This is a genomic window from Streptococcus mitis (assembly GCF_019929545.1).
GTDB lineage: Bacteria > Bacillota > Bacilli > Lactobacillales > Streptococcaceae > Streptococcus > Streptococcus mitis_BU.
In genome coordinates, this window is sequence record NZ_JAHZPT010000004.1 from 37,259 (window position 1) to 62,727 (window position 25,469).

Here is a 25,469-nt window from a genome sequence, read left to right on the forward strand (position 1 = left end):
GAAAGGATGTAAACCTGTATGAAAAAAATTATCACTATAATAGTCTGTTCAATCTCTTTTCTTGTTTTATCTGCTTGTGTCAGTAAGAAAAAACTTGTTCTTCCTGAACCTGAAACGATCTCTGTAATTTCCCTGCAGAAAAAAATCTCTGAAGATATTAAAACTATAACCAAGAGAGAAGAAATCTCAAAATTGATTGACGAGATACAGAAGCAGTCCACCTCCACAACTTTAGAAAGTTTAAATGATCAACCGACAAATGTTAAAGATTACATCATTATCAAATTCTCTCATCAGAATGAAGAAAATGATAGTGTAGCCTATCTATATACTATGAAAGAAAAACAATATATTGAACAACCCTATGTTGGGATTTGGGAGGTAAGTCCAGATATAGCGAATAGGGTTGAAGAAGCTTATTCTAGTTGATTTATAGAATAAAAGAAATTTTTAGAGAGTTTTCTTGTATCATGTTTTAAACGGTAAATCAACAAGATTTGCTGTTTTTATTTGTTTGAAATAAAATGAGGACTGAAAAAAGATATCATTCTAATTCTTGTATTGGGGTATTAGAGTATTCGCTTAGACTTGAAAATTTCCAGACTTTTTTCCTTTTTGGAAAACTTCTAAAATATGGTATAATGAAAAGATAAAGAAGTTGGGGGTAGAAGATGAACATTCAACAATTACGCTATGTTGTGGCTATTGCGAATAGCGGTACTTTTCGTGAAGCTGCTGAAAAGATGTATGTTAGTCAGCCGAGTCTGTCTATTTCTGTTCGTGATTTGGAAAAAGAGTTGGGCTTTAAGATTTTCCGTCGGACCAGCTCAGGGACTTTCTTGACTCGTCGTGGTATGGAATTTTATGAAAAAGCGCAAGAATTGGTTAAAGGATTTGATATTTTTCAAAATCAGTATGCCAATCCTGAGGAAGAAAAGGATGAATTTTCCATTGCTAGTCAGCACTATGACTTCTTGCCACCAACCATTACGGCCTTTTCAGAGCGCTATCCTGATTATAAGAACTTTCGTATTTTTGAATCAACTACTGTTCAAATTTTAGATGAAGTAGCGCAAGGGCATAGTGAGATTGGGATTATCTACCTCAACAATCAAAATAAAAAAGGTATTATGCAACGGGTTGAAAAGCTAGGTCTGGAGGTCATTGAATTGATTTCCTTCCATACCCACATTTATCTCCGCGAGGGGCATCCTTTGGCTCAGAAAGAGGAATTGGTTATGGAGGATTTAGCTGATCTACCAACGGTTCGTTTCACTCAAGAGAAAGATGAGTACCTTTATTATTCAGAGAACTTTGTTGATACCAGTGCGAGCTCGCAGATGTTCAATGTGACAGACCGTGCTACTTTGAATGGTATTTTGGAGCGGACGGACGCTTATGCAACAGGTTCCGGATTTTTAGATAGTGACAGTGTCAATGGGATTACAGTCATTCGTCTCAAGGATAACCTAGATAATCGCATGGTCTATGTTAAACGTGAAGAAGTGGAGCTGAGTCAAGCTGGGACTCTCTTCGTAGAAGTCATGCAAGAATATTTTAATCAGAAGAGGAAATCATGAAAAAAAGAGGAATAGTGGCAGTCATTGTACTACTTTTGATTGGGCTTGATCAGTTGGTAAAATCCTATATCGTCCAGCAGATCCCACTGGGTGAAGTACGCTCTTGGATTCCCAATTTCGTTAGTTTGACCTACCTGCAAAATCGAGGTGCAGCCTTTTCTATCTTACAAGATCAGCAGTGGTTATTCGCTGTCATTACCCTGGTTGTCGTGGTAGGTGCCATTTGGTATCTACATAAACACATGGAGGACTCATTCTGGATGGTCTTGGGTTTGACTTTGATCATTGCAGGTGGTCTTGGAAATTTTATTGACAGGGTGAGTCAGGGCTTTGTTGTGGATATGTTTCATGTGGACTTTATCAATTTTGCAATTTTCAATGTGGCAGATAGCTATCTGACTGTTGGAGTGATTATTTTATTGATTGCAATGTTAAAAGAGGAAATAAATGGAAATTAAAATTGAAATTGGTGGCCTGCGTTTGGATAAGGCTTTGTCGGATTTGACAGAATTATCACGTAGTCTCGCGAATGAACAAATCAAATCAGGTCAGGTCTTGGTCAATGGCCAAGTCAAGAAAGCTAAATACACAGTTCAAGAGGGTGATATCGTCACTTACCATGTACCAGAGCCAGAGGTTTTAGAGTATGTGCCTGAGAATCTTCCACTAGAAATCATCTACCAAGATGAGGATGTGGCCGTTGTTAATAAACCTCAGGGGATGGTTGTGCATCCGAGTGCTGGTCATATTAGTGGAACTCTGGTAAATGCCCTTATGTATCATATTAAGGACTTATCGGGTATCAATGGGGTTCTGCGTCCAGGAATTGTTCACCGTATTGATAAAGATACGTCAGGCCTTCTCATGATTGCTAAAAACGATGAGGCGCATCTAGCACTTGCCCAAGAACTCAAGGATAAAAAGTCTCTCCGCAAATATTGGGCGATTGTTCATGGAAATTTGCCTAATGATCGTGGTGTGATTGAAGCTCCGATTGGCCGTAGTGAAAAAGATCGTAAGAAACAGGCTGTGACTGCTAAAGGGAAGCCTGCAGTGACTCGTTTCCACGTCTTGGAACGCTTTGGCGATTATAGCTTAGTGGAGTTGCAGCTAGAGACAGGGCGTACCCATCAAATCCGTGTCCACATGGCTTATATTGGTCATCCAGTCGCTGGTGATGAAGTCTATGGTCCTCGCAAGACTTTGAAAGGGCATGGGCAATTTCTTCATGCCAAGACTTTAGGGTTTACTCATCCGAGAACAGGTGAGATTTTGGAATGTACAGCAGATATCCCAGAGATTTTTAAGGAAACCTTGGAGAGATTGAGAAAGTAAGAATGAAAAAGAAATTAACTAGTTTAGCACTTGCGAGCGCTTTTTTAGGTTTGTCATGGCACGGGAATGTTCAAGCTCAAGAAAGTTCAGGAAATAAAATCCACTTTATCAATGTTCAAGAAGGTGGCAGTGATGCGATCATTCTTGAAAGTAATGGACATTTTGCCATGGTGGATACAGGAGAAGATTATGATTTCCCAGATGGAAGTGATTCTCGCTATCCATGGAGAGAAGGAATTGAAACGTCTTATAAGCATGTTCTAACAGACCGTGTCTTTCGTCGTTTGAAGGAATTGGGTGTCCAAAAACTTGATTTTATTTTGGTGACCCATACTCACAGTGATCATATTGGAAATGTTGATGAATTACTGTTTACCTATCCAGTTGACCGAGTCTATCTTAAAAAATATAGTGATAATCGTATTACTAATTCAGAACGTCTATGGGATAATCTGTATGGCTATGATAAGGTTTTACAGACTGCTGCAGAAAAAGGTGTTTCAGTTATTCAAAACATCACACAAGGAGATGCTCATTTTCAGTTTGGGGACATGGATATTCAACTCTATAACTATGAAAATGAAACCGGTTCATCAGGTGAATTAAAGAAAATTTGGGATGATAATTCTAATTCTTTGATTAGCGTGGTAAAAGTCAATGGTAAGAAAATTTACCTTGGGGGCGACTTAGATAATGTTCATGGAGCAGAAGACAAGTATGGTCCTCTCATTGGAAAAGTTGATTTGATGAAGTTTAATCATCACCATGATACCAACAAATCAAATACCAAGGATTTTATTAAAAATTTGAGTCCGAGTTTGATTGTTCAAACTTCGGATAGTTTACCTTGGAAAAATGGTGTTGATAGTGAGTATGTCAATTGGCTTAAAGAACGAGGAATTGAGAGAATTAACGCAGCCAGCAAAGACTATGATGCGACAGTTTTTGATATTCGACAAGATGGTTTTGTCAATATTTCAACTTCATACAAGTAGATTCCAAGTTTTCAAGCTGGTTGGCATAAGAGTGCTTATGGAAACTGGTGGTATCAAGCGCCTGACTCTACAGGAGAATATGCAGTTGGTTGGAATGAAATCAAGGGTGAATGGTATTACTTCAACCAAACGGGTATCTTGTTACAGAATCAATGGAAAAAATGGAACAATCGTTGGTTCTATTTGACAGACTCTGGTGCATCTGCTAAAAATTGGAAGAAAATCAATGGAAGCTGGTATTATTTCAACAAAGAAAATCAGATGGAGACTGGTTGGCTTAATACTGGCGGTCAGACCTATTATCTATCAAATGATGGGGATATGATAACAGGATGGCGTAAGATTGATGGACAATGGTACTATTTTGCTCAATCAGGGGAAATGAAAACGAGCTGGGTAAAAGATAAAGAAACCTGGTACTATATGGATTCTACTGGTACCATGAAGACAGGCGAGATAGAAGTTTCTGGTCATCATTACTATCTAGAAGAATCAGGAGCTATGAAGCAAGGCTGGCTCAAAAAGGCAAATGATTGGTATTTCTACAAGACAGATGGTTCACGAGCTATAGGTTGGATTAAAGACAAGGATAAATGGTACTTCTTGAAAGAAAATGGTCAATTACTTGTGAATGGTAAGACACCAGAAGGCTATACTGTTGATTCAAGTGGTGCCTGGTTAGTGGATGTTCCGGTAGAGAAATCTGCTACAACTAGAGATACAAGCAACTCAGAAATAAAAGAATCCAATGAAGTAGTGAAAAAAGATCTTGAAAATAAAGAAACGAGTCAACACGAAAGTATTACAAGTTCTTCAACTAGTCAAGATTTGACTTCTTCAACTTCACAAAGCTCTGAAACGAGTGCAAATAAATCGGAATCAGAACAGTAGTAAAAAAGAAGGTTTTAGGGCCTTCTTTTTCCTATCAACTCTTTTCTATTTACTGTCATTCATGTTATAATGGATAAATATGAAGAATCGGAGTGAGACTATGAAATACAAACGGATTGTCTTTAAGGTGGGGACTTCTTCTCTGACAAATGAGGATGGAAGTTTATCACGTAGTAAGGTAAAGGCTATTACCCAGCAATTGGCTATGTTGCACGAAGCTGGTCATGAATTGATTTTGGTGTCGTCAGGTGCCATTGCTGCAGGTTTTGGGGCCTTAGGATTTAAAAAGCGTCCGACTAAGATTGCTGATAAACAGGCTTCAGCAGCGGTAGGACAAGGGCTTTTGTTGGAAGAATACACGACCAATCTTCTCTTGCGCCAAATCGTTTCTGCACAAATCTTACTGACTCAGGATGATTTTGTGGATAAGCGCCGTTATAAAAATGCCCATCAGGCTTTGTCAGTTCTACTTAGCCGTGGCGCGATTCCTATCATAAATGAGAATGATAGTGTCGTCATTGATGAGCTCAAGGTTGGCGACAATGATACTCTGAGTGCACAGGTAGCGGCCATGGTCCAAGCAGACCTTTTGGTCCTCCTGACAGACGTAGACGGTCTTTATACTGGAAATCCTAATTCAGATCCAACAGCCAAACGCTTGGAGAAAATCGAGACTATCAATCGTGAGATTATTGATATGGCCGGTGGGGCAGGTTCTTCAAACGGAACTGGGGGCATGCTAACAAAAATCAAGGCTGCAACTATTGCGACAGAATCAGGAGTTCCAGTTTATATCTGTTCATCCTTGAAGGCGGATGCCATGATTGAGGCAGCTGAGGTGACTAAGGATGGTTCCTACTTTGTTGCCCAAGAGAAGGGACTTCGTACCCAGAAACAATGGTTGGCCTTTTATGCTCAGAGCCAAGGTTCTATTTGGGTTGATAAAGGGGCTGCTGAAGCTCTCTCTCAACATGGCAAGAGTCTCCTTTTATCTGGTATTGTTGACGCAGAAGGAGCCTTTTCTTACGGTGATATTGTGACAGTATTTGACAAGGAAAGTGGAAAATCACTTGGAAAAGGACGCGTGCAATTTGGAGCATCTGCTTTGGAGGATATGTTGCGTTCTCAAAAAGCCAAGGGTGTCCTGATTCACCGTGATGACTGGATTTCCATTACTCCTGAAATCCAACTACTCTTTACAGAATTTTAGAGGTAAACTATGGTAAGTACACAAGAACAATTTGAACAGGTACAGGCTGTTAAAAAATCGATCAACACAGCTAGTGAAGAGGTGAAAAACCAAGCCTTGCTAGCCATGGCTGATCACTTAGTGGCTGCTACAGAGGAGATTTTAGCGGCAAATGCCCTCGATATGGCAGCGGCTAAGGGGAAAATCTCAGATGTGATGCTGGATCGTCTTTATTTGGATGCAGGGCGTATAGAAGCAATGGCAATTGGGATTCGTGAAGTGGTTGCTTTACCAGATCCAATCGGTGAAGTTTTAGAAACCAATCATCTTGAAAATGGTTTGGTTATCACAAAGAAACGGGTGGCTATGGGGATTATTGGTATTATCTATGAAAGTCGTCCAAATGTGACGTCTGACGCGGCTGCTCTGGCTCTCAAGAGTGGAAATGCAGTTGTTCTTCGTAGTGGTAAGGATGCCTATCAAACAGCACATGCTATTGTCACAGCCTTGAAGAAGGGTTTGGAGACGACTACTATTCACCCAGATGTGATTCAACTGGTGGAAGATACCAGCCGTGAAAGTAGCTATGCCATGATGAAGGCCAAGGGCTATCTAGACCTTCTTATTCCTCGTGGGGGAGCTGGTTTGATCAATGCAGTGGTTGAGAATGCGATCGTACCTGTTATCGAGACCGGGACAGGGATTGTCCATGTTTATGTCGATAAGGATGCAGACGAAGACAAGGCTCTGTCTATTATCAACAATGCTAAAACTAGTCGTCCTTCTGTCTGCAATGCCATGGAGGTTCTACTTGTTCATGAAGACAAAGCAGCAAGTTTCCTTCCTCGCTTGGAGCAAGTTCTAGTTGCAGAGCGTAAGGAAGCTGGACTGGAGCCAATTCAATTCCGCTTGGATAGTAAAGCAAGTCAGTTTGTTTCAGGCCAAGCAGCTGAAGCACAAGACTTTGACACCGAGTTTTTAGACTATGTCCTAGCTGTTAAGGTTGTGAGTAGTTTAGAAGAAGCGGTTAGCCATATTGAAACCCACAGTACCCATCATTCGGATGCCATTGTGACGGAAAATGCTGAAGCTGCAGCATACTTTACAGATCAAGTGGACTCTGCAGCTGTCTATGTCAATGCCTCAACTCGTTTCACAGATGGAGGCCAATTTGGTCTTGGTTGTGAAATGGGGATTTCTACCCAGAAATTGCACGCGCGTGGTCCAATGGGCTTGAAAGAGTTGACCAGTTACAAGTATGTGGTTGCTGGTGATGGGCAGATAAGGGAGTAAGAGATGAAGATTGGATTTATCGGTTTGGGGAATATGGGGGCTAGTTTGGCCAAGGCTGTCTTGCAGGCCAAGACGAGCGATGACCTTCTCCTTGCCAATCGTAGTCAAGCCAAGGTGGATGCTTTCATCGCCGACTTTGGCGGTCAGGCTTCTAGCAATGACGAAATCTTCGCAGAAGCAGATGTGATTTTTCTAGGAGTTAAGCCTGCTCAGTTTTCTGAACTGCTTTCTCAATACCAGACCATCCTTGAAAAAAGAGAAAGTCTTCTTTTGATTTCCATGGCAGCTGGATTGACTTTAGAAAAACTAGCAAGTCTTATCCCAAATCAACACAGAATTATTCGTATGATGCCAAATACTCCTGCTTCTATCGGTCAAGGAGTGATTAGCTATGCCTTGTCTCCTAATTGCAGGGTTGAGGACAGTGATCTCTTTTGTCAGCTTTTAACTAAGGCTGGTCTCTTGGTTGAACTAGGAGAAGGCTTAATCGACGCGGCGACAGGTCTTGCAGGCTGTGGGCCGGCTTTTGTCTATCTCTTTATTGAGGCCTTGGCAGATGCAGGTGTTCAGACAGGATTGCCACGGGAAACAGCTTTAAAAATGGCAGCTCAAACCGTGGTAGGGGCTGGGCAATTGGTCCTTGAAAGTCAGCAACATCCTGGGGTCTTGAAAGACCAAGTCTGTAGCCCAGGTGGTTCGACTATCGCTGGTGTAGCAAGCCTAGAAGCGCATGCTTTTCGAGGAACAGTCATGGATGCAGTTGGTCAAGCCTACAAACGAACACAAGAACTAGGTAAATAAGAGGTAGTTTTGTCTGCCTCTTTTATGGTGGCTGATACTCTTCGAAAATCTCTTCAAACTGCGTCAGCTTCCATCTGCAACCTCAAAACAGTGTTTTGAGCAACCTGCGGCTAGCTTCCTAGTTTGCTCTTTGATTTTCATTGAGTATTAAATGAGAAGACAAAAAAGATTGTCACAAACCCCTATTTTTTGATAGAATAGAAGTAGTAAAAAAGAAATGAGTTAGACATGTCAAAAGGATTTTTAGTCTCTCTTGAGGGACCAGAGGGAGCAGGAAAGACCAGTGTTTTAGAGGCTCTGCTACCAATTTTAGAGGAAAAAGGGGTAGAGGTGCTGACGACCCGTGAACCTGGCGGAGTCTTGATTGGGGAGAAGATTCGGGAAGTGATTTTGGACCCAAGTCATACTCAGATGGATCCTAAAACGGAACTCCTTCTCTATATCGCCAGTCGCAGACAGCACTTGGTGGAAAAAGTTCTTCCAGCACTTGAAGCTAGCAAGTTGGTCATTATGGATCGTTTTATCGATAGTTCTCTTGCCTATCAGGGATTTGGTCGTGGATTGGACATTGAAGCCATTGACTGGCTTAACCATTTTGCGACAGATGGACTCAAACCTGATTTGACCCTCTATTTTGACATCGAGGTGGAAGAAGGGCTGGCTCGCATTGCTGCTAATAGTGACCGCGAGGTCAATCGTTTGGACTTGGAAGGGTTGGACTTGCATAAAAAAGTTCGTCAAGGCTACCTTTCTCTTCTGGATAAAGAAGGAAATCGCATTGTAAAGATTGATGCTAGTTTTCCTTTGGAGCAAGTTGTAGAAACAACCAAGGCTGTCTTGTTTGACAGAATGGGCTTGGCCAAATGAAACAAGATCAACTAAAGGCCTGGCAGCCAGATCAGTTTGACCGCTTTGTCCGTATCTTGGAGCAAGACCAGCTCAATCATGCTTACCTCTTTTCAGGTTTCTTTGGAAGCTTGGAAATGGCGCAATTTTTAGCTAAGAGCCTCTTTTGTACAGATAAAGTAGGTGTTTTACCATGTGAGAAATGCCGAAATTGTAAGCTGATTGAACAGGGAGAATTTCCCGATGTTACTATGATTAAGCCAGTCAATCAGGTCATCAAGACAGAACGGATTCGAGAATTGGTGGGGCAGTTTTCTCAAGCAGGGATTGAAAGCCAACAACAGGTCTTTATTATTGAGCAAGCTGAGAAAATGCATCCTAATGCAGCCAATTCTCTGCTCAAGGTTATCGAAGAACCCCAGAGTGAGGTTTACATTTTCTTCTTGACTAGCGATGAGGAAAAGATGTTGCCGACCATCCGTAGTCGAACCCAGATTTTCCACTTTAAAAAGCAAGAAGAGAAGCTCATCTTGCTCTTAGAACAAATGGGGCTGGTTAAGAAAAAAGCGACTCTTTTAGCTCAGTTTAGTCAATCGCGAGCTGAAGCAGAAAAGTTGGCTAATCAGGCAAGTTTTTGGACCTTGGTCGATGAAAGTGAACGCCTGCTGACTTGGTTAGTAGCTAAGAAAAAAGAAAGTTATCTGCAGGTTGCTAAATTAGCTAACTTGGCAGATGACAAGGAAAAACAAGATCAGGTTTTACGGATTCTTGAAGTCCTCTGTGGGCAGGACCTCCTGCAAGCAAGAGTACGAATGATTTTACAAGATTTGTTAGAAGCTAGAAAAATGTGGCAAGCTAATGTCAGCTTTCAAAATGCCATGGAATATCTTGTCTTGAAAGAAATATAAACTCAAAAATGATCGATAAAGAAAGGAAAGGGCTGTTTTATGGACAAAAAAGAATTATTTGACGCGCTGGATGATTTTTCCCAACAGTTATTGGTAACCTTGGCCGATGTGGAAGCCATCAAGAAAAATCTCAAGAGCCTGGTAGAGGAAAATACAGCTCTTCGCTTGGAAAATAGTAAGTTGCGCGAACGCTTGGGTGAGGTGGAAGCAGATGCTCCTGTCAAGGCTAAGCATGTTCGTGAAAGTGTCCGTCGCATTTACCGGGATGGATTTCACGTTTGTAATGATTTTTATGGACAACGTAGAGAGCAGGATGAGGAATGTATGTTCTGTGACGAGTTGTTGTACAGGGAGTAGGCATGCAGATTCAAAAAAGTTTTAAGGGGCAGTCTCCCTATGGCAAGCTGTACCTAGTGGCAACGCCGATTGGCAATCTAGATGATATGACCTTTCGAGCTATTCAGACCTTGAAAGAAGTGGACTGGATTGCTGCTGAGGACACGCGCAATACAGGTCTATTGCTCAAGCATTTTGACATTTCTACCAAGCAGATTAGTTTTCATGAGCACAATGCCAAGGAAAAGATTCCGGATTTGATTGGTTTCCTGAAAGCAGGACAAAGCATTGCCCAGGTATCCGACGCGGGTCTGCCTAGTATCTCAGACCCTGGTCATGATTTGGTTAAGGCAGCTATTGAGGAAGAAATTTCGGTTGTGACTGTTCCAGGTGCCTCTGCAGGAATTTCTGCCTTGATCGCCAGTGGTTTAGCGCCACAGCCACATATCTTTTACGGCTTTTTACCGAGAAAATCAGGCCAGCAAAAGCAATTTTTCGACTCGAAAAAAGACTATCCTGAAACACAAATTTTCTATGAATCCCCTCATCGTGTAGCAGATACATTGGAAAATATGCTAGAAGTCTACGGTGATCGCTCGGTCGTCTTGGTCAGGGAATTGACTAAAATCTATGAAGAATACCAAAGAGGAAAGATCTCTGAATTGCTGGAAAACATCTCTGAAACGCCACTTAAGGGAGAATGCCTTCTCATCGTTGAAGGTGCCAGTCAGGATGTGGAAGAAAAAGACGAGGAAGACTTGTTCTTAGAAATCCAAACTCGTATCCAGCAAGGCATGAAGAAAAATCAAGCTATCAAGGAAGTAGCTAAGTTTTACCAGTGGAATAAGAGCCAGCTTTACGCAGCCTACCACGACTGGGAAGAAAATCAAGAAAATGACTAAACAGGGAAGTTTGCCTTCTTCCCTTTTTTTGTTATACTAGTAGAAGAAAAAATTAGAAAGATTTGTGGGAGTGAAAAAGTCCGGGGAACTTTTTCAGCCTGAGCCAAGAAATTCGAGAGCGAGGAAAGTCCGGGGGACTTTTTCAGCCTGAGCCAAGAAACTCGAAAACTCTTAAGTTTGATTGGCTTTTTCAATGTGAACCTTGTCTTCACACTCCCAAAGAGGTATTAGTGTCGTGTCTCAATCTTATATCAATGTTATCGGTGCTGGTTTGGCAGGTTCTGAAGCAGCTTACCAAATCGCAGAACGTGGTATTCCAGTTAAACTCTATGAAATGCGTGGTGTCAAGTCAACACCTCAGCACAAAACAGACAATTTTGCTGAGTTAGTTTGTTCCAATTCTCTTCGTGGAGATGCTTTGACAAATGCAGTGGGTCTTCTCAAGGAAGAAATGCGTCGCTTGGGTTCAGTTATTTTGGAATCTGCTGAGGCTACACGTGTTCCTGCAGGTGGTGCGCTTGCGGTGGATCGCGACGGTTTCTCCCAAATGGTGACCGAAAAAGTTGTCAACCATCCCTTGATTGAAGTGGTTCGTGATGAAATTACAGAATTACCGACTGATGTAATCACAGTTGTCGCTACTGGTCCCTTGACTAGCGATACCTTGGCTGAGAAGATTCATGCCCTTAATGATGGCGATGGTTTCTATTTCTACGATGCGGCAGCGCCTATTATCGACGTCAACACTATCGATATGAGCAAGGTCTATCTCAAGTCTCGTTATGATAAGGGAGAAGCCGCTTATCTCAACGCTCCAATGAACAAGCAGGAGTTTATGGATTTCCATGAAGCCTTGGTTAATGCGGAAGAAGCACCGCTCAATTCTTTCGAAAAAGAAAAGTATTTTGAAGGATGTATGCCTATCGAAGTCATGGCTAAACGTGGTATTAAAACCATGCTTTATGGTCCTATGAAACCAGTGGGGCTTGAGTATCCGGACGACTACACAGGACCTCGTGATGGAGAGTTCAAAACACCTTATGCGGTGGTTCAGCTTCGTCAGGACAATGCTGCTGGTAGCCTCTACAATATCGTTGGTTTCCAGACCCACCTCAAATGGGGAGAGCAAAAGCGTGTCTTCCAAATGATTCCAGGTCTTGAAAATGCTGAGTTTGTACGTTATGGTGTTATGCACCGCAATTCTTACATGGATTCACCAAATCTTCTTGAGCAGACTTACCGTTCTAAGAAACAACCAAATCTCTTCTTTGCTGGTCAGATGACGGGTGTGGAAGGCTATGTTGAGTCCGCAGCGTCAGGCTTAGTTGCGGGAATTAACGCGGCTCGTCTCTTCAAGGGAGAAAGCGAGGCTATTTTCCCAGAGACGACGGCTATCGGAAGCTTAGCTCATTACATCACCCATGCTGACAGTAAACATTTCCAACCAATGAATGTCAACTTTGGGATTATCAAGGAGTTGGAAGGCGAGCGTATCCGTGATAAGAAGGCTCGTTATGAAAAAATTGCAGAGCGTGCTCTTTCTGACTTAGAGGAATTTTTAACGGTCTAATTTTTTTGAAAGAATTGCTCATGATACTATAAAAATCTTAGAAATTGTGATAAAATAGGTAGGATAAAAAAAGGAGAGTGAAAATGGCGAATCCCAAGTATAAACGTATTTTAATCAAGTTATCAGGTGAAGCCCTTGCCGGTGAACGTGGCGTAGGGATTGATATCCAAACAGTTCAAACAATCGCAAAAGAGATTCAAGAAGTTCATAGCTTAGGTATCGAAATTGCCCTTGTTATCGGTGGAGGAAATCTCTGGCGTGGAGAACCTGCAGCAGAAGCAGGAATGGACCGCGTTCAGGCAGATTACACAGGAATGCTTGGGACTGTTATGAATGCTCTTGTGATGGCAGATTCATTGCAACAAGTTGGGGTTGATACACGTGTGCAAACAGCTATTGCTATGCAACAAGTGGCAGAGCCTTATGTCCGTGGACGTGCCCTTCGTCATCTTGAAAAAGGCCGTATCGTTATCTTTGGTGCTGGAATTGGTTCACCTTACTTCTCAACAGATACAACAGCGGCCCTTCGTGCAGCTGAAATCGAAGCGGATGCCATTCTTATGGCTAAAAACGGTGTCGATGGTGTTTACAATGCCGATCCTAAGAAAGACAAGACAGCCGTTAAGTTTGAAGAATTGACCCACCGTGACGTTATCAATAAAGGTCTCCGTATCATGGACTCAACAGCTTCAACCCTCTCAATGGATAACGACATTGACTTGGTTGTCTTCAACATGAACCAACCAGGCAACATCAAACGTGTCGTATTTGGTGAAAATATCGGAACAACAGTTTCAAACAGTATCGAAGAAAAGGAATAAGAAAGATTATGGCTAACGCAATTATTGAAAAAGCTAAAGAGAGAATGACCCAATCTCACCACTCACTTGCTCGTGAATTTGGTGCTATCCGTGCCGGTCGTGCCAATGCAAGCTTGCTTGACCGTGTACATGTAGAATACTATGGAGTCGAAACTCCTCTTAACCAAATCGCTTCAATTACGATTCCAGAAGCGCGTGTTTTGTTGGTAACACCATTTGACAAGTCTTCATTGAAAGACATCGAACGTGCCTTGAACGCTTCTGATCTTGGTATCACACCAGCTAATGATGGTTCTGTGATTCGCTTGGTTATCCCAGCTCTTACAGAAGAAACTCGTCGTGACCTTGCTAAAGAAGTGAAGAAGGTCGGCGAAAATGCTAAAGTGGCTGTCCGCAATATCCGTCGCGATGCTATGGACGAAGCTAAGAAACAAGAAAAAGCAAAAGAAATCACTGAAGACGAATTGAAGACTCTTGAAAAAGACATTCAAAAAGTAACAGACGATGCTGTTAAACACATCGACGACATGACTGCTAACAAAGAAAAAGAACTTTTGGAAGTCTAAAAATAAACAGAAAAACTCAGTTGGCATTGCTGGCTGAGTTTTATTCGAAAGAAGGAAATATGAATACAAATCTTGCAAGTTTTATCGTTGGACTGATCATCGATGAAAACGACCGTTTTTACTTTGTGCAAAAGGATGGTCAAACCTATGCTCTTGCCAAGGAAGAAGGTCAACATACAGTAGGGGATACGGTCAAAGGTTTTGCCTACACGGATATGAAGCAAAAACTCCGCCTGACAACCTTAGAAGTGACTGCCACTCAGGACCAATTTGGTTGGGGAACTGTAACGGAAGTTCGTAAAGACTTGGGTGTCTTTGTGGATACAGGCCTACCTGATAAGGAAATCGTAGTGTCACTTGATATCCTCCCTGAGCTCAAGGAACTTTGGCCTAAGAAGGGCGACCAACTCTACATCCGTCTTGAAGTGGACAAGAAAGACCGCATCTGGGGACTCTTGGCCTATCAAGAAGACTTCCAACGTCTGGTTCGTCCTGCCTACAACAACATGCAGAATCAAAACTGGCCAGCCATTGTATACCGCCTCAAGCTGTCAGGAACTTTTGTTTACCTGCCAGAAAATAATATGCTTGGTTTTATCCATCCTAGCGAGCGTTACGCAGAGCCACGTTTGGGTCAAGTTTTAGATGTGCGTGTCATTGGTTTCCGTGAAGTGGACCGTACCTTGAACCTTTCCCTTAAACCACGTTCTTTTGAGATGTTGGAAAATGATGCTCAGATGATTTTGACTTATTTGGAAAGCAATGGCGGTTTCATGACCTTAAATGATAAGTCATCTCCAGATGACATCAAGGCAACCTTTGGCATTTCTAAAGGTCAGTTTAAAAAAGCACTTGGTGGCTTGATGAAGGCTGGCAAAATCAAGCAAGACCAGTTTGGTACAGAGTTGATTTAGGGAGACATATGAGAAAATCATTTTACACTTGGCTTATGACTGAGCGCAATCCTAAAAGTGACAGTCCCAAAGCTATCCTAGCAGACCTAGCCTTTGAAGAATCAGCCTTCCCAAAACATACAGACGATTTTGATGAGGTCAGTCGCTTTTTAGAGGAGCATGCCAGTTTCTCTTTTAACCTAGGTGACTTTGACGCTATCTGGCAAGAATACTTAGAACACTAGCATGATTCATTGGGTTTGGGCTAGTAATTTCTCCGCCCCTTTGCTATAATAAAAAGAAATAAACGGATTAGAGAGGTTCTTTATTTGAAGGAACATTCAATAGACATTCAACTGAGTCATCCAGATGACCTGTTTCATCTTTTTGGTTCCAATGAGCGCCATCTTCGTTTGATGGAAGAGGAGCTTGATGTGGTGATTCATGCTCGTACGGAGATTGTCCAAGTTTTGGGAGAAGAGTCTGCTTGCGAGGAAGCCCGTCAGGTTATTCAAGCTCTCATGGTCTTGGTGAATCGCGGGATGACCGTTGGTACGCCAGATGTGGTGACTGCAATTAGCATGGTCAAAAACGATGAAATCGACAAGTTTGTCGCCCTTTATGAAGAAGAAATTATCAAGGACAATACAGGGAAGCCTATCCGTGTCAAAACACTGGGTCAAAAACTTTATGTGGACAGTGTCAAACAGCATGATGTGACCTTTGGAATTGGGCCAGCAGGTACAGGGAAGACCTTTCTTGCAGTGACCTTGGCGGTGACAGCTCTTAAACGTGGTCAGGTTAAGCGGATTATCCTAACACGCCCGGCAGTGGAAGCAGGCGAGAGTCTAGGTTTTCTTCCGGGTGATCTTAAAGAGAAGGTAGATCCTTATCTTCGACCCGTTTATGATGCCTTGTATCAGATTCTGGGAAAAGACCAAACGACTCGTCTCATGGAGCGTGAAATTATCGAGATTGCGCCCCTTGCCTATATGCGTGGACGGACCTTGGATGATGCCTTTGTCATTCTCGATGAGGCGCAAAATACGACTATCATGCAGATGAAGATGTTTTTGACTCGTTTAGGCTTTAATTCTAAGATGATTGTCAATGGAGATATCAGTCAGATTGACCTTCCGCGTAACGTCAAGTCCGGTTTGATTGATGCCCAAGAAAAGCTCAAGAACATCCATCAGATTGACTTTGTTCATTTTTCAGCCAAGGATGTGGTTCGCCATCCAGTTGTCGCTCAGATTATCCGAGCTTATGAACCAGCTCCAATTAAAAATGAAGAGCGGGAAGAAGTTCAATAAGAAACAGAATAGCAAAAAAGAGCAGTTCAGGTGGAAGAAACATATGGAATCAATCTTTTTAAAACTAGCTCAGTATCCAATAGTGGAGACAGGGCGTTTATTGCTTAGACCTGTAACCTTGGATGATGCAGAAGCAATGTTTGCCTATGCCTCAGACAAGGATAATACACGTTACACATTTCCAACCAATCAAAGCTTGGAAGAAACCAAGAATAGCATTGCTCAGTTCTACTTGACCAATCCCTTGGGACGCTGGGGAATAGAATTAAAAAGCAATGGTCAGTTTATTGGAACCATTGATTTGTACAAGATTGATTCTGTTCTTAAGAAGGCAGCTATTGGCTACATTATCAATAAAAAGTATTGGAATCAAGGATTGACGACAGAAGCCAATCGTGCCGTAATTGAGCTAGCTTTTGAGAAGATTGGAATGAACAAGTTGACCGCCCTTCACGATAAGGACAATCCTGCATCTGGAAAGGTCATGGAGAAATCAGGCATGTGTTTTTCCCATGCAGAACCATATGCTTGTATGGACCAGCATGAAGAAGGCCGAATCGTTACAAGAGTTCATTATGTCTTGACCAAGGAAGACTATTTTGCAAATAAATAAGCAGTTGAGAAGAAATTTTCGACTGTTTTTTCTTCCTCTTACGAATAATCTAAGAGAGGAGAAAATATGGAAGCAATTATCGAGAAAATCAAAGAGTATAAAATCATTGTCATCTGTACTGGTCTGGGCTTGCTTGTAGGAGGATTTTTCCTGCTAAAGCCAGCTCCACAAACACCTGTCCAGGAAACGAATTTGCAGGCAGAAGTCGAAGCAGTTTCCAAAAATTCGGTATCCGAAAAGGAAGTGAAGAAGGAAGAAAAGGAAGAACCTTTTGAACAAGATCTAATCACGGTAGATGTGAAGGGAGCTGTTAAATCGCCAGGTATTTATGACTTGCCAGTTGGTAGTAGGGTCAATGACGCTGTTCAGAAGGCAGGTGGCTTGACAGATCAAGCAGATAGCAAGTCGCTCAATCTAGCTCAGAAAGTTAGTGATGAGGCTCTGGTTTACGTTCTAACTAAGGGAGAAGAAGCTAGTCAACAGTCAGGTTCTGGAGCGACTTCTTCAACAAGCAAGGAAAAGAAGGTCAATCTCAACAAGGCCAGTCTGGAAGAGCTCAAGCAGGTCAAGGGGTTGGGAGGAAAACGAGCCCAGGATATTATTGACCATCGTGAAACAAATGGCAAGTTCAAGTCAGTAGACGAACTCAAGAAGGTCTCTGGCATTGGTGCTAAGACCATAGAAAAGCTAAAAGACTATGTTACAGTGGATTAAGAACATCCCCATTCCCCTAATTTATCTGAGTTTTCTATTGCTTTGGCTTTACTACGCTATTTTCTCGGCATCCTATCTTGCTTTGTTGGGTTTCGTTTTTCTGCTAATCTGTCTTTTTTTCCAATTTGCTTGGAAATCTGCGGGCAGAGTTCTAGTGATTTGCGGAATCTTTGGCTTCTGGTTTCTGTTTCAAAATTGGCAACAGAGTCAAGCGAGTCAAAATTTGGCTGTTTCTGTTGAAAGGGTACGGATTTTATCTGACACTATTAAGGTCAATGGTGATAGTCTATCCTTTCGTGGTAAGTCTGATGGACGCATTTTTCAAGTCTATTATAAACTCCAGTCCGAGAATGAAAAAGAAGCCTTTCAAGCCTTAACAGCTCTTCATGACTTGGAACTAGAAGGGAAGCTTTCGGAGCCAGAAGGGCAGAGAAATTTTGATGGTTTTGACTACCAAGCCTATCTGAAAACTCAGGGAATTTACCAGACTCTCAATATCAAAAAAATCCAGTCACTTCAAAAGGTTGGCAGTTGGGATATAGGAGAAAATCTATCCAGTTTACGCCGAAAGGCTGTGGTTTGGATTAAGACACATTTTCCAGACCCTATGCGCAATTACATGACAGGTCTCTTGTTAGGGCATCTGGACACAGATTTTGAGGAGATGAATGAGCTTTATTCTAGTTTAGGAATTATCCACCTCTTTGCCTTGTCGGGGATGCAGGTAGGTTTTTTCATGGACGGGTTTAAGAAACTACTCTTGCGATTAGGCTTGACCCAAGAAAAGTTGAAATGGCTGACCTATCCCTTTTCCCTTATCTATGCAGGACTGACAGGATTTTCAGCATCGGTCATCCGCAGTCTTTTGCAAAAGCTACTGGCTCAACATGGTGTTAAGGGCTTGGATAATTTTGCCTTGACGGTCCTTGTCCTCTTTATTGTCATGCCCAACTTTTTCTTGACAGCAGGAGGTGTCTTGTCCTGCGCCTATGCTTTTATCTTGACCATGACCAGCAAAGAAGGGGAGGGGCTTAAGGCTATTGCCAGAGAAAGTCTAGTCATTTCCTTTGGAATATTGCCTATTCTATCCTTCTATTTTGCGGAATTTCAACCTTGGTCCATTCTTTTGACCTTTGTCTTTTCCTTTCTATTTGACTTGGTCTTCTTACCGCTCTTGTCTATCTTATTTGCCCTTTCCTTTCTCTATCCAGTCATTCAGCTGAATTTTATCTTTGAATGGTTGGAGGACATTATTCGCTTGGTATCGCAGGTGGCAAGTAGACCTCTGGTCTTTGGACAACCCAATGCATGGCTGTTGATACTACTATTAATTTCTTTGGCTTTAGTCTATGATTTGAGGAAAAATATCAAAAGAGTAGCTGGCTTCAGCTTACTTATTGTGGGTCTCTTTTTATTGACCAAGCATCCACTGGAAAATGAAATTACCATGCTGGATGTGGGGCAAGGAGAAAGTATTTTCCTACGGGATGTAACTGGGAAAACCATTCTCATAGATGTAGGTGGCAAGGCAGAATCTGATAAGAAAATCGAAAAATGGCAAGAAAAGGCGACAACCAGCAATGCCCAGCGAACCTTGATTCCCTATCTAAAAAGTCGAGGAGTAGCCAAGATTGACCAGCTGATTTTGACAAATACGGACAAGGAACATGTTGGAGATTTGTTGGAGGTGACCAAGGCTTTCCATGTAGGCGAAATTTTAGTGTCCAAAGGCAGTTTGAAACAGAAGGAAATTGTGGCAGAACTACAGGCGACTCAAACCAAGGTTCGTAGTGTGTTAGTGGGAGAGAATTTGCCAATTTTTGGAAGTCAGTTAGAAGTCCTATCTTCAAGTAAAATTGGAGATAGAGATCATGAAGATTCCCTGGTTTTGTATGGAAAACTCTTGGATAAGCACTTTCTCTTCACGGGAAATTTGGAGGAGAAAGGAGAGAAGGACATGCTGAAGCAATATCCTGACTTAGAGGTGGATGTATTGAAAGCTAGCCAACATGGCTCTAAAAAATCATCAAGTTCAGCCTTTCTAGAAAAACTCAAACCAGAGCTTACTCTTATCTCAGTTGGAAAGAGCAATCGAACGAAACTCCCCCATCAGGAAACCTTGACACGACTGGAAACTATCAATAGTAAAGTTTACCGAACTGACCAGCAAGGAGCTATACGCTTTAAAGGATGGAAAAGTTGGAAAATCGAAACGGTTGGTTAATGAGCAGAAACTTTTCAAAAAAATAACTTTTTATCTTGACAAGGGCTAGAAAACTTGGTATCATATAAAAGTTGAGAAAAGCAGAAGTGAGAGCTTCTCGCCTTGTGACATTAAGTTGCCTGGCCCTACGGATGAAAAGTTTCTAAGAAACGCTATCATAACGTGCGGGCTTGTATATTTACGAGTCCGCTATTGTTTTTCTCTAATAAAACAAAAGAGGTGAAAACCATAGCAAAGCAAGACTTATTCATCAATGATGAGATTCGTGTACGTGAAGTTCGCTTGATTGGTCTTGAAGGAGAACAGCTAGGCATTAAGCCACTCAGTGAAGCGCAAGCTTTGGCTGATAACGCTAATGTTGACCTAGTATTGATTCAACCCCAAGCCAAACCGCCTGTTGCAAAAATTATGGACTACGGTAAGTTTAAATTTGAGTACCAGAAGAAGCAAAAAGAACAACGTAAAAAACAAAGTGTTGTTACTGTGAAAGAAGTTCGTCTAAGTCCAACTATTGACAAGGGTGACTTTGATACAAAACTTCGCAATGCACGCAAATTCCTTGAAAAAGGAAATAAAGTTAAGGTATCTATTCGCTTTAAGGGTCGTATGATTACCCATAAAGAGATTGGTGCAAAAGTTTTAGCCGAGTTTGCTGAAGCAACTCAAGATATTGCCATCATCGAACAACGTGCTAAAATGGATGGACGTCAAATGTTCATGCAATTGGCGCCAGCGACTGACAAAAAATAATTGTCAGAAAGTTAAATAAAGGAGAAAAAATCATGCCAAAACAAAAAACACACCGCGCATCAGCTAAACGTTTCAAACGTACAGGTTCTGGTGGACTTAAACGTTTCCGTGCTTACACTTCTCACCGTTTCCACGGAAAAACTAAGAAACAACGTCGTCATCTTCGTAAAGCATCTATGGTGCATTCAGGAGATTACAAACGTATCAAAGCAATGCTTACTCGCTTGAAATAATAGCTTGACTGTAAGTAAAAAATTCTAGGAAATATTTGGAGGAAATAAAACATGGCACGTGTTAAAGGTGGCGTTGTATCACGCAAACGTCGTAAACGTATTCTTAAATTAGCAAAAGGTTACTATGGAGCTAAACACATCTTGTTCCGTACTGCAAAAGAACAAGTAATGAACTCTTACTACTATGCATACCGTGACCGTCGTCAGAAAAAACGTGACTTCCGCAAATTGTGGATCACTCGTATCAATGCGGCAGCTCGTTTGAACGGACTTTCATACTCACAATTGATGCATGGTTTGAAATTGGCTGAGATTGAAGTTAACCGTAAAATGCTTGCTGACTTGGCTGTTAACGATGCAGCAGCTTTCACAGCTCTTGCAGATGCAGCTAAAGCAAAACTTGGTAAATAATAACAGATAAGACTGGAACAGGATTGTCCCAGTCTTTTTAAAAATTAAGGAGAAAAATATGGCTTCAAAAATGCTACATACTTGCTTGCGAGTAGAAAATCTTGAAAAATCAATTGCATTCTATCAAGATGCTTTTGGTTTTAAAGAATTGCGTCGCAGAGATTTTCCAGACCATGCCTTCACGATTGTCTATCTAGGACTTGAGGGTGACGACTATGAGTTGGAGTTGACTTATAACTACGATCATGGTCCTTATGTGGTCGGAGATGGGTTTGCCCATATCGCCCTCAGTACACCCGATCTTGAAGCTCTTCATCAAGAGCACAGTGCAAAAGGTTATGAAGTGACTGAGCCAAATGGCCTACCAGGAACTGCACCTAACTATTACTTTGTCAAAGACCCTGATGGCTACAAGGTCGAAGTCATTCGTGAAAAATAATCTCGTGAAGTCAAGTAGAATGTTCGTTTTCTACTTGACTTTTTTTGGTTGAAAGAGTATACTAATAAAAATTTAACCTTTAAGGGGAGTCCAGAGAGACTCACAAGGTGTCAGATAAAAGAATAGTACAATTTTCTAGAGGAGACTTTTTGAGTGTGCTCTCTTGTCTTGTACGATTTTAACTGAGGCCTTGCACTAGCAAGGTCTTTTCTTTGTCTGGTCCCCTTAAAATTTAAGGAGGAAAAGTCGTGAATCCCACATGTAAGAAACGTTTGGGTGCAATTCGTTTGGCAACCATGAAGGTGGTAGCACAGGAAGAAATCGCGCCAGCAATCTTTGAATTAGTCCTAGAAGGGGAAATGGTTGAAGCTATGCGGGCAGGCCAATTTCTTCATCTTCGTGTGCCTGATGATGCCCATCTCTTGCGTCGCCCTATTTCAATTTCGTCTATTGATAAGGTTAAGAAGCAGTGTCATCTCATTTATCGGATTGAGGGAGCTGGGACAGCTATTTTTTCAACCTTAAGTCAGGGAGATACTCTTGATGTGATGGGACCTCAGGGGAATGGTTTTGACTTGTCTGACCTAGATGAGCAGAGCCAGGTTCTCCTCGTTGGTGGAGGAATTGGTGTTCCTCCCTTGCTTGAGGTGGCCAAGGAATTGCATGAGCGTGGTGTGAAAGTAGTGACAGTTCTCGGTTTTGCGACTAAGAATGCTGTTATTTTAGAGACGGAATTAGCTCAATATGGTCAAGTCTTTGTAACGACAGATGATGGTTCTTATGGTATCAAGGGAAATGTTTCCGTTGTTATCAAGGATTTAGACAATCAATTTGATGCTGTTTACTCATGTGGGGCTCCAGGAATGATGAAGTATATTAATCAAACCTTTTATGACCACCCTAGAGCCTATCTATCTCTGGAATCTCGTATGGCTTGTGGGATGGGGGCCTGCTATGCCTGTGTCCTAAAAGTACCAGAAAGCGAGACGGTCAGCCAACGTGTCTGTGAAGATGGCCCTGTTTTCCGCACAGGAACAGTTGTATTATAAGGAGAAAATCATGACTACAAATCGTTTACAAGTTTCTCTACCAGGCTTGGATTTGAAAAATCCGATTATTCCAGCCTCAGGCTGTTTTGGTTTTGGACAAGAGTATGCCAAGTACTATGATTTAGACCTTTTAGGTTCTATCATGATCAAGGCGACAACACTTGAACCCCGTTTTGGCAATCCAACTCCAAGGGTGGCAGAAACACCCGCTGGTATGCTTAATGCAATTGGCTTGCAAAATCCGGGTTTGGAAGCTGTCTTAGCTGAAAAACTGCCTTGGCTGGAAAGAGAGTATCCAAATCTTCCTATTATCGCTAATGTGGCTGGTTTTTCAAAACAAGAGTATGCGGCTGTTTCTCATGGTATTTCCAAGGCAGCTAATGTGAAGGCTATTGAGCTCAATATTTCTTGTCCCAACGTAGATCACTGTAATCATGGACTCTTGATTGGTCAAGATCCTGATCTGGCTTATGATGTGGTGAAAGCAGCTGTGGAAGCTTCTGATGTGCCAGTTTATGTCAAATTAACCCCTAGTGTGACCGATATCGTTACTGTCGCAAAAGCTGCAGAAGATGCGGGAGCAAGTGGCTTAACCATGATCAATACTCTGGTTGGTATGCGTTTTGATCTCAAAACCAGAAAACCAATCTTGGCCAATGGAACAGGTGGAATGTCTGGTCCAGCAGTCTTTCCAGTAGCCCTCAAACTTATCCGCCAAGTCGCCCAAACAACAGATCTGCCTATCATTGGAATGGGAGGAGTGGATTCGGCTGAAGCTGCCCTAGAAATGTATCTGGCTGGAGCATCTGCTATTGGAGTTGGAACAGCCAACTTTACCAATCCTTATGCCTGCCCTGATATTATTGAAAATCTGCCAAAAGTCATGGACAAATACGGCATCAGCAGTCTAGAAAATCTACGCAAGGAAGTAAAAGAGTCTCTGAGGTAAACAGCAATCAATCTGTTCTTGATTTTTTATTAGTTTGTAATGTTGATTATAGAGAATTTTGATATAATGAAATGAGTAAGAACAGAGGAAGTAAATTAATGAAGAAATTGAGATTTATTTTTTTAGCCCTGCTATTTTTCTTAGTCAGACCAGAGAGTGCAATGGCTAGCGATGGTACTTGGCAAGGAAAACAATACCTGAAAGCAGATGGCAACCAAGCGGCTAATGAGTGGGTTTTTGATGCTCATTATCAGTCTTGGTTTTATATTAAAGCAGATGCTAACTATGCTGAAAATGAATGGTTGAAGCAAGGTGACGACTATTTTTACCTCAAATCTGGTGGCTATATGGCCAAATTAGAATGGATAGAAGACAAGGGAGTCTTTTATTATCTTGACCAAGATGGAAAGATGAAAAGAAATGCTTGGCTAGGAACTTCCTATGTCGGTGCTACAGGTGCTAAGGTAATAGAAGACTGGGTATATGATTCTCAATATGATGCTTGGTTTTATATCAAAGCAGATGGACAACACGCAGAGAAAGAATGGCTCCAAATTAAGGGCAAGGACTATTATTTCAAATCCGGTGGTTATTTACTGACAAGTCAGTGGATTGAACAGGCTTATGTGAGCGCTAGTGGCGCTAAAGTACAGCAAGGTTGGCTTTTTGACAAACAATACCAATCTTGGTTTTACATTAAAGAAACTGGAAATCATGCTGATAAAGAATGGATTTTCGAAAATGGTCACTATTATTATCTAAAATCCGGTGGCTATATGGCAGCCAATGAATGGATTTTGGATAAGGAGTCATGGTTTTATCTCAAGTCTGATGGCAAAATGGCTGAGAAAGAATGGATATACGATTCTAAAAGTCAAGCCTGGTACTACTTCAAATCCGGTGGCTACATGGCAAAAAATGAGACTATTGATGGTCATCAGTTAGGAAACGATGGAAAGTGGCATAAGGAGTCCAAGACTAGCTCTGATTATTATCAGGTCCTTCCAGTTACAGCAAATATCTATAATGCAGATGGTGAAAAGCTGTCCTATATATCGCAAGGTAGTGTTGTTTGGCTAGATAAGGATAGAAAAAGTGATGACAAGCGCCTGGCTATTACTATTTCTGGTTTGTCAGGCTATATGAAAACAGAAGATTTACAAGCACTAGATGCTAGTAAGAACTTTATCCCTTATTATGAGAGTGATGGCCACCGTTTTTATCACTATGTGGCTCAGAATGCTAGTATCCCAGTATCTGCTCATCTTTCTGATATGGAAGTAGGCAAGAAATATTATTCGGCAGATGGACTGCATTTTGATGGTTTTAACCTTGAAAATCCCTTCCTTTTTAAAGATTTGACAGAGGCTACAAACTATAGTGCTGAAGATTTGGATAAGGTATTTAGTCTGTTAAATATTGACAATAGCCTCCTGGAAAATAAGGGAGCTACCTTTAAGGAAGCCGAAGAACATTACCATATCAATGCCCTCTATCTCCTTGCTCATAGTGCCTTAGAAAGCGACTGGGGACGTAGCAAGATTGCCAAAGATAAGAATAATTTCTTTGGAATTACAGCCTATGATACGACTCCTTACCTTTCTGCCAAGACATTTGATGATGTGGATAAGGGAATTTTAGGTGCAAGCAAGTGGATTAAGGAAAATTATATCGATAAGGGCAGAACTTTCCTTGGAAACAAGGCGTCTGGTATGAATGTTGAATATGCATCAGACCCTTATTGGGGTGAAAAAATTGCTAGTGTGATGATGAAAATCAATGAGAAACTAGGTGGCAAAGATTAGTCCTATAATTGGATATGATTTGAGTGAGTATAAGTTAAAAATC

27 protein-coding genes, 2 pseudogenes and 1 other annotated feature are annotated in these 25,469 nt (G+C 41.7%); of the genes and pseudogenes, 28 read left to right on the forward strand and 1 reads right to left on the reverse strand.

Annotation, left to right across the window (positions count from 1 at the left end; translation table 11 throughout):
• Window positions 1-18: 18 nt before the first annotated feature.
• The gene (locus tag K1I71_RS02205) at window positions 19-429 is read left to right on the forward strand and encodes a DUF5301 domain-containing protein (RefSeq protein WP_070842947.1); all 411 of its coding nucleotides are present in this window, start codon (window positions 19-21) and stop codon (window positions 427-429) included.
• Window positions 430-604: 175 nt separating this feature from the next.
• Here K1I71_RS02205 and K1I71_RS02210 read toward each other — a convergent pair.
• Window positions 605-679 (reverse strand): annotated as a pseudogene (locus K1I71_RS02210) (AraC family transcriptional regulator); the annotation flags it as partial.
• Here K1I71_RS02210 and K1I71_RS02215 point away from each other — a divergent pair.
• The 27 genes and pseudogenes from K1I71_RS02215 to K1I71_RS02345 all read left to right on the forward strand — a co-directional run bounded on the left by K1I71_RS02215 (window position 672) and on the right by K1I71_RS02345 (window position 25,426).
• A complete protein-coding gene (locus K1I71_RS02215) occupies window positions 672-1,580 on the forward strand; it encodes a LysR family transcriptional regulator (protein ID WP_001025697.1) in 909 nt (302 codons plus the stop codon). The pseudogene K1I71_RS02210 and the gene K1I71_RS02215 sit on opposite strands and share 8 nt — an antisense overlap.
• On the forward strand, window positions 1,577-2,038 hold the full coding sequence (gene lspA, locus K1I71_RS02220; RefSeq protein ID WP_223330099.1) for a signal peptidase II: 462 nt from the start codon (window positions 1,577-1,579) through the stop codon (window positions 2,036-2,038). The genes K1I71_RS02215 and lspA overlap by 4 nt, the downstream gene beginning before the upstream one ends.
• A complete protein-coding gene (locus K1I71_RS02225) occupies window positions 2,028-2,915 on the forward strand; it encodes an RluA family pseudouridine synthase (RefSeq protein ID WP_223330100.1) in 888 nt (295 codons plus the stop codon). Before lspA ends, K1I71_RS02225 begins: the two co-directional genes overlap by 11 nt.
• Before the next feature lie 2 nt (window positions 2,916-2,917).
• Window positions 2,918-4,801: pseudogene (cbpE, locus tag K1I71_RS02230) on the forward strand (phosphorylcholine esterase CbpE).
• Window positions 4,802-4,901: 100 nt separating this feature from the next.
• Window positions 4,902-6,011, forward strand: a complete 1,110-nt coding sequence (proB, locus tag K1I71_RS02235) for a glutamate 5-kinase (protein WP_223330101.1) — start codon at window positions 4,902-4,904, stop codon at window positions 6,009-6,011.
• 9 nt (window positions 6,012-6,020) lie between these two features.
• On the forward strand, window positions 6,021-7,283 hold the full coding sequence (locus tag K1I71_RS02240) for a glutamate-5-semialdehyde dehydrogenase (RefSeq protein WP_223330102.1): 1,263 nt from the start codon (window positions 6,021-6,023) through the stop codon (window positions 7,281-7,283).
• Between the two features lie 3 nt (window positions 7,284-7,286).
• On the forward strand, window positions 7,287-8,084 hold the full coding sequence (gene proC, locus K1I71_RS02245) for a pyrroline-5-carboxylate reductase (RefSeq protein ID WP_223330103.1): 798 nt from the start codon (window positions 7,287-7,289) through the stop codon (window positions 8,082-8,084).
• A 228-nt stretch (window positions 8,085-8,312) separates the two neighbouring features.
• Complete coding sequence (tmk, locus tag K1I71_RS02250) at window positions 8,313-8,951, forward strand: dTMP kinase (protein WP_223330104.1); 639 nt, start codon at window positions 8,313-8,315, stop codon at window positions 8,949-8,951.
• Entirely contained in the window at window positions 8,948-9,838 is an 891-nt protein-coding gene (locus tag K1I71_RS02255) for a DNA polymerase III subunit delta' (RefSeq protein ID WP_223330105.1), read from the forward strand. Before tmk ends, K1I71_RS02255 begins: the two co-directional genes overlap by 4 nt.
• Window positions 9,839-9,877: 39 nt before the next feature.
• On the forward strand, window positions 9,878-10,195 hold the full coding sequence (gene yabA / locus K1I71_RS02260; RefSeq protein ID WP_000358228.1) for a DNA replication initiation control protein YabA: 318 nt from the start codon (window positions 9,878-9,880) through the stop codon (window positions 10,193-10,195).
• A gap of 2 nt (window positions 10,196-10,197) precedes the next feature.
• On the forward strand, window positions 10,198-11,076 hold the full coding sequence (gene rsmI, locus K1I71_RS02265; protein WP_223330106.1) for a 16S rRNA (cytidine(1402)-2'-O)-methyltransferase: 879 nt from the start codon (window positions 10,198-10,200) through the stop codon (window positions 11,074-11,076).
• A 235-nt stretch (window positions 11,077-11,311) separates the two neighbouring features.
• Entirely contained in the window at window positions 11,312-12,646 is a 1,335-nt protein-coding gene (gene trmFO, locus K1I71_RS02270) for a methylenetetrahydrofolate--tRNA-(uracil(54)-C(5))-methyltransferase (FADH(2)-oxidizing) TrmFO (protein WP_223330107.1), read from the forward strand.
• An 83-nt stretch (window positions 12,647-12,729) separates the two neighbouring features.
• Window positions 12,730-13,467, forward strand: coding sequence for a UMP kinase (pyrH, locus tag K1I71_RS02275; RefSeq protein ID WP_223330108.1), 738 nt, complete (start codon window positions 12,730-12,732; stop codon window positions 13,465-13,467).
• Window positions 13,468-13,475: 8 nt separating this feature from the next.
• On the forward strand, window positions 13,476-14,033 hold the full coding sequence (gene frr / locus K1I71_RS02280) for a ribosome recycling factor (protein WP_001262220.1): 558 nt from the start codon (window positions 13,476-13,478) through the stop codon (window positions 14,031-14,033).
• Window positions 14,034-14,092: 59 nt separating this feature from the next.
• Window positions 14,093-14,947 (forward strand): RNA-binding virulence regulatory protein CvfB, encoded by an 855-nt coding sequence (gene cvfB / locus K1I71_RS02285; RefSeq protein ID WP_223330109.1) that lies wholly within the window; start codon window positions 14,093-14,095, stop codon window positions 14,945-14,947.
• A gap of 8 nt (window positions 14,948-14,955) precedes the next feature.
• Entirely contained in the window at window positions 14,956-15,171 is a 216-nt protein-coding gene (locus K1I71_RS02290) for a YozE family protein (RefSeq protein ID WP_001232077.1), read from the forward strand.
• Window positions 15,172-15,255: 84 nt separating this feature from the next.
• Window positions 15,256-16,239 (forward strand): PhoH family protein, encoded by a 984-nt coding sequence (locus tag K1I71_RS02295; protein WP_223330110.1) that lies wholly within the window; start codon window positions 15,256-15,258, stop codon window positions 16,237-16,239.
• 43 nt (window positions 16,240-16,282) lie between these two features.
• A complete protein-coding gene (locus tag K1I71_RS02300) occupies window positions 16,283-16,852 on the forward strand; it encodes a GNAT family N-acetyltransferase (RefSeq protein ID WP_223330111.1) in 570 nt (189 codons plus the stop codon).
• Window positions 16,853-16,918: 66 nt separating this feature from the next.
• Window positions 16,919-17,566 carry a helix-hairpin-helix domain-containing protein gene (locus K1I71_RS02305; protein ID WP_223330112.1) on the forward strand — a complete coding sequence of 216 codons (648 nt, stop codon included), beginning with the start codon at window positions 16,919-16,921 and terminating at the stop codon, window positions 17,564-17,566.
• Complete coding sequence (locus K1I71_RS02310; protein WP_223330113.1) at window positions 17,550-19,790, forward strand: DNA internalization-related competence protein ComEC/Rec2; 2,241 nt, start codon at window positions 17,550-17,552, stop codon at window positions 19,788-19,790. Before K1I71_RS02305 ends, K1I71_RS02310 begins: the two co-directional genes overlap by 17 nt.
• A gap of 72 nt (window positions 19,791-19,862) precedes the next feature.
• Window positions 19,863-19,994 (forward strand) — a sequence feature (ribosomal protein L20 leader region).
• A gap of 15 nt (window positions 19,995-20,009) precedes the next feature.
• Complete coding sequence (gene infC, locus K1I71_RS02315) at window positions 20,010-20,540, forward strand: translation initiation factor IF-3 (RefSeq protein ID WP_000848180.1); 531 nt, start codon at window positions 20,010-20,012, stop codon at window positions 20,538-20,540.
• A gap of 32 nt (window positions 20,541-20,572) precedes the next feature.
• Window positions 20,573-20,773 (forward strand): 50S ribosomal protein L35, encoded by a 201-nt coding sequence (gene rpmI / locus K1I71_RS02320; RefSeq protein ID WP_001125943.1) that lies wholly within the window; start codon window positions 20,573-20,575, stop codon window positions 20,771-20,773.
• Window positions 20,774-20,824: 51 nt separating this feature from the next.
• Window positions 20,825-21,184: a 50S ribosomal protein L20 gene (gene rplT, locus K1I71_RS02325; protein ID WP_000124830.1), complete on the forward strand. Its 360-nt coding sequence runs from the start codon at window positions 20,825-20,827 to the stop codon at window positions 21,182-21,184.
• Window positions 21,185-21,242: 58 nt separating this feature from the next.
• Window positions 21,243-21,623 (forward strand): lactoylglutathione lyase, encoded by a 381-nt coding sequence (gloA, locus tag K1I71_RS02330; RefSeq protein WP_000157153.1) that lies wholly within the window; start codon window positions 21,243-21,245, stop codon window positions 21,621-21,623.
• Window positions 21,624-21,871: 248 nt separating this feature from the next.
• A complete protein-coding gene (locus K1I71_RS02335) occupies window positions 21,872-22,672 on the forward strand; it encodes a dihydroorotate dehydrogenase electron transfer subunit (protein WP_223330114.1) in 801 nt (266 codons plus the stop codon).
• Entirely contained in the window at window positions 22,635-23,621 is a 987-nt protein-coding gene (locus K1I71_RS02340; RefSeq protein ID WP_223330115.1) for a dihydroorotate dehydrogenase, read from the forward strand. Before K1I71_RS02335 ends, K1I71_RS02340 begins: the two co-directional genes overlap by 38 nt.
• Window positions 23,622-23,719: 98 nt before the next feature.
• Complete coding sequence (locus K1I71_RS02345) at window positions 23,720-25,426, forward strand: glucosaminidase domain-containing protein (RefSeq protein WP_317628048.1); 1,707 nt, start codon at window positions 23,720-23,722, stop codon at window positions 25,424-25,426.
• The last annotated feature ends 43 nt before the right edge of the window (window positions 25,427-25,469 follow it).

Bases quoted from the DNA above. Each gene is read 5' to 3' on its own strand.
- proC (WP_223330103.1), top strand. From the start codon at position 7,287: ATGAAGATTGGATTTATCGGTTTGGGGAATATGGGGGCTAGTTTGGCC.
- gloA (WP_000157153.1), top strand. From the start codon at position 21,243: ATGGCTTCAAAAATGCTACATACTTGCTTGCGAGTAGAAAATCTTGAA.
- K1I71_RS02205 (WP_070842947.1), top strand. From the start codon at position 19: ATGAAAAAAATTATCACTATAATAGTCTGTTCAATCTCTTTTCTTGTT.
- K1I71_RS02240 (WP_223330102.1), top strand. From the start codon at position 6,021: ATGGTAAGTACACAAGAACAATTTGAACAGGTACAGGCTGTTAAAAAA.
- K1I71_RS02340 (WP_223330115.1), top strand. From the start codon at position 22,635: ATGGCCCTGTTTTCCGCACAGGAACAGTTGTATTATAAGGAGAAAATC.
- proB (WP_223330101.1), top strand. From the start codon at position 4,902: ATGAAATACAAACGGATTGTCTTTAAGGTGGGGACTTCTTCTCTGACA.
- K1I71_RS02290 (WP_001232077.1), top strand. From the start codon at position 14,956: ATGAGAAAATCATTTTACACTTGGCTTATGACTGAGCGCAATCCTAAA.
- K1I71_RS02215 (WP_001025697.1), top strand. From the start codon at position 672: ATGAACATTCAACAATTACGCTATGTTGTGGCTATTGCGAATAGCGGT.
- rsmI (WP_223330106.1), top strand. From the start codon at position 10,198: ATGCAGATTCAAAAAAGTTTTAAGGGGCAGTCTCCCTATGGCAAGCTG.
- yabA (WP_000358228.1), top strand. From the start codon at position 9,878: ATGGACAAAAAAGAATTATTTGACGCGCTGGATGATTTTTCCCAACAG.
- tmk (WP_223330104.1), top strand. From the start codon at position 8,313: ATGTCAAAAGGATTTTTAGTCTCTCTTGAGGGACCAGAGGGAGCAGGA.
- rpmI (WP_001125943.1), top strand. From the start codon at position 20,573: ATGCCAAAACAAAAAACACACCGCGCATCAGCTAAACGTTTCAAACGT.
- lspA (WP_223330099.1), top strand. From the start codon at position 1,577: ATGAAAAAAAGAGGAATAGTGGCAGTCATTGTACTACTTTTGATTGGG.
- frr (WP_001262220.1), top strand. From the start codon at position 13,476: ATGGCTAACGCAATTATTGAAAAAGCTAAAGAGAGAATGACCCAATCT.
- K1I71_RS02310 (WP_223330113.1), top strand. From the start codon at position 17,550: ATGTTACAGTGGATTAAGAACATCCCCATTCCCCTAATTTATCTGAGT.
- K1I71_RS02305 (WP_223330112.1), top strand. From the start codon at position 16,919: ATGGAAGCAATTATCGAGAAAATCAAAGAGTATAAAATCATTGTCATC.
- pyrH (WP_223330108.1), top strand. From the start codon at position 12,730: ATGGCGAATCCCAAGTATAAACGTATTTTAATCAAGTTATCAGGTGAA.
- K1I71_RS02300 (WP_223330111.1), top strand. From the start codon at position 16,283: ATGGAATCAATCTTTTTAAAACTAGCTCAGTATCCAATAGTGGAGACA.
- cvfB (WP_223330109.1), top strand. From the start codon at position 14,093: ATGAATACAAATCTTGCAAGTTTTATCGTTGGACTGATCATCGATGAA.
- K1I71_RS02255 (WP_223330105.1), top strand. From the start codon at position 8,948: ATGAAACAAGATCAACTAAAGGCCTGGCAGCCAGATCAGTTTGACCGC.
- K1I71_RS02225 (WP_223330100.1), top strand. From the start codon at position 2,028: ATGGAAATTAAAATTGAAATTGGTGGCCTGCGTTTGGATAAGGCTTTG.
- rplT (WP_000124830.1), top strand. From the start codon at position 20,825: ATGGCACGTGTTAAAGGTGGCGTTGTATCACGCAAACGTCGTAAACGT.
- K1I71_RS02345 (WP_317628048.1), top strand. From the start codon at position 23,720: ATGAAGAAATTGAGATTTATTTTTTTAGCCCTGCTATTTTTCTTAGTC.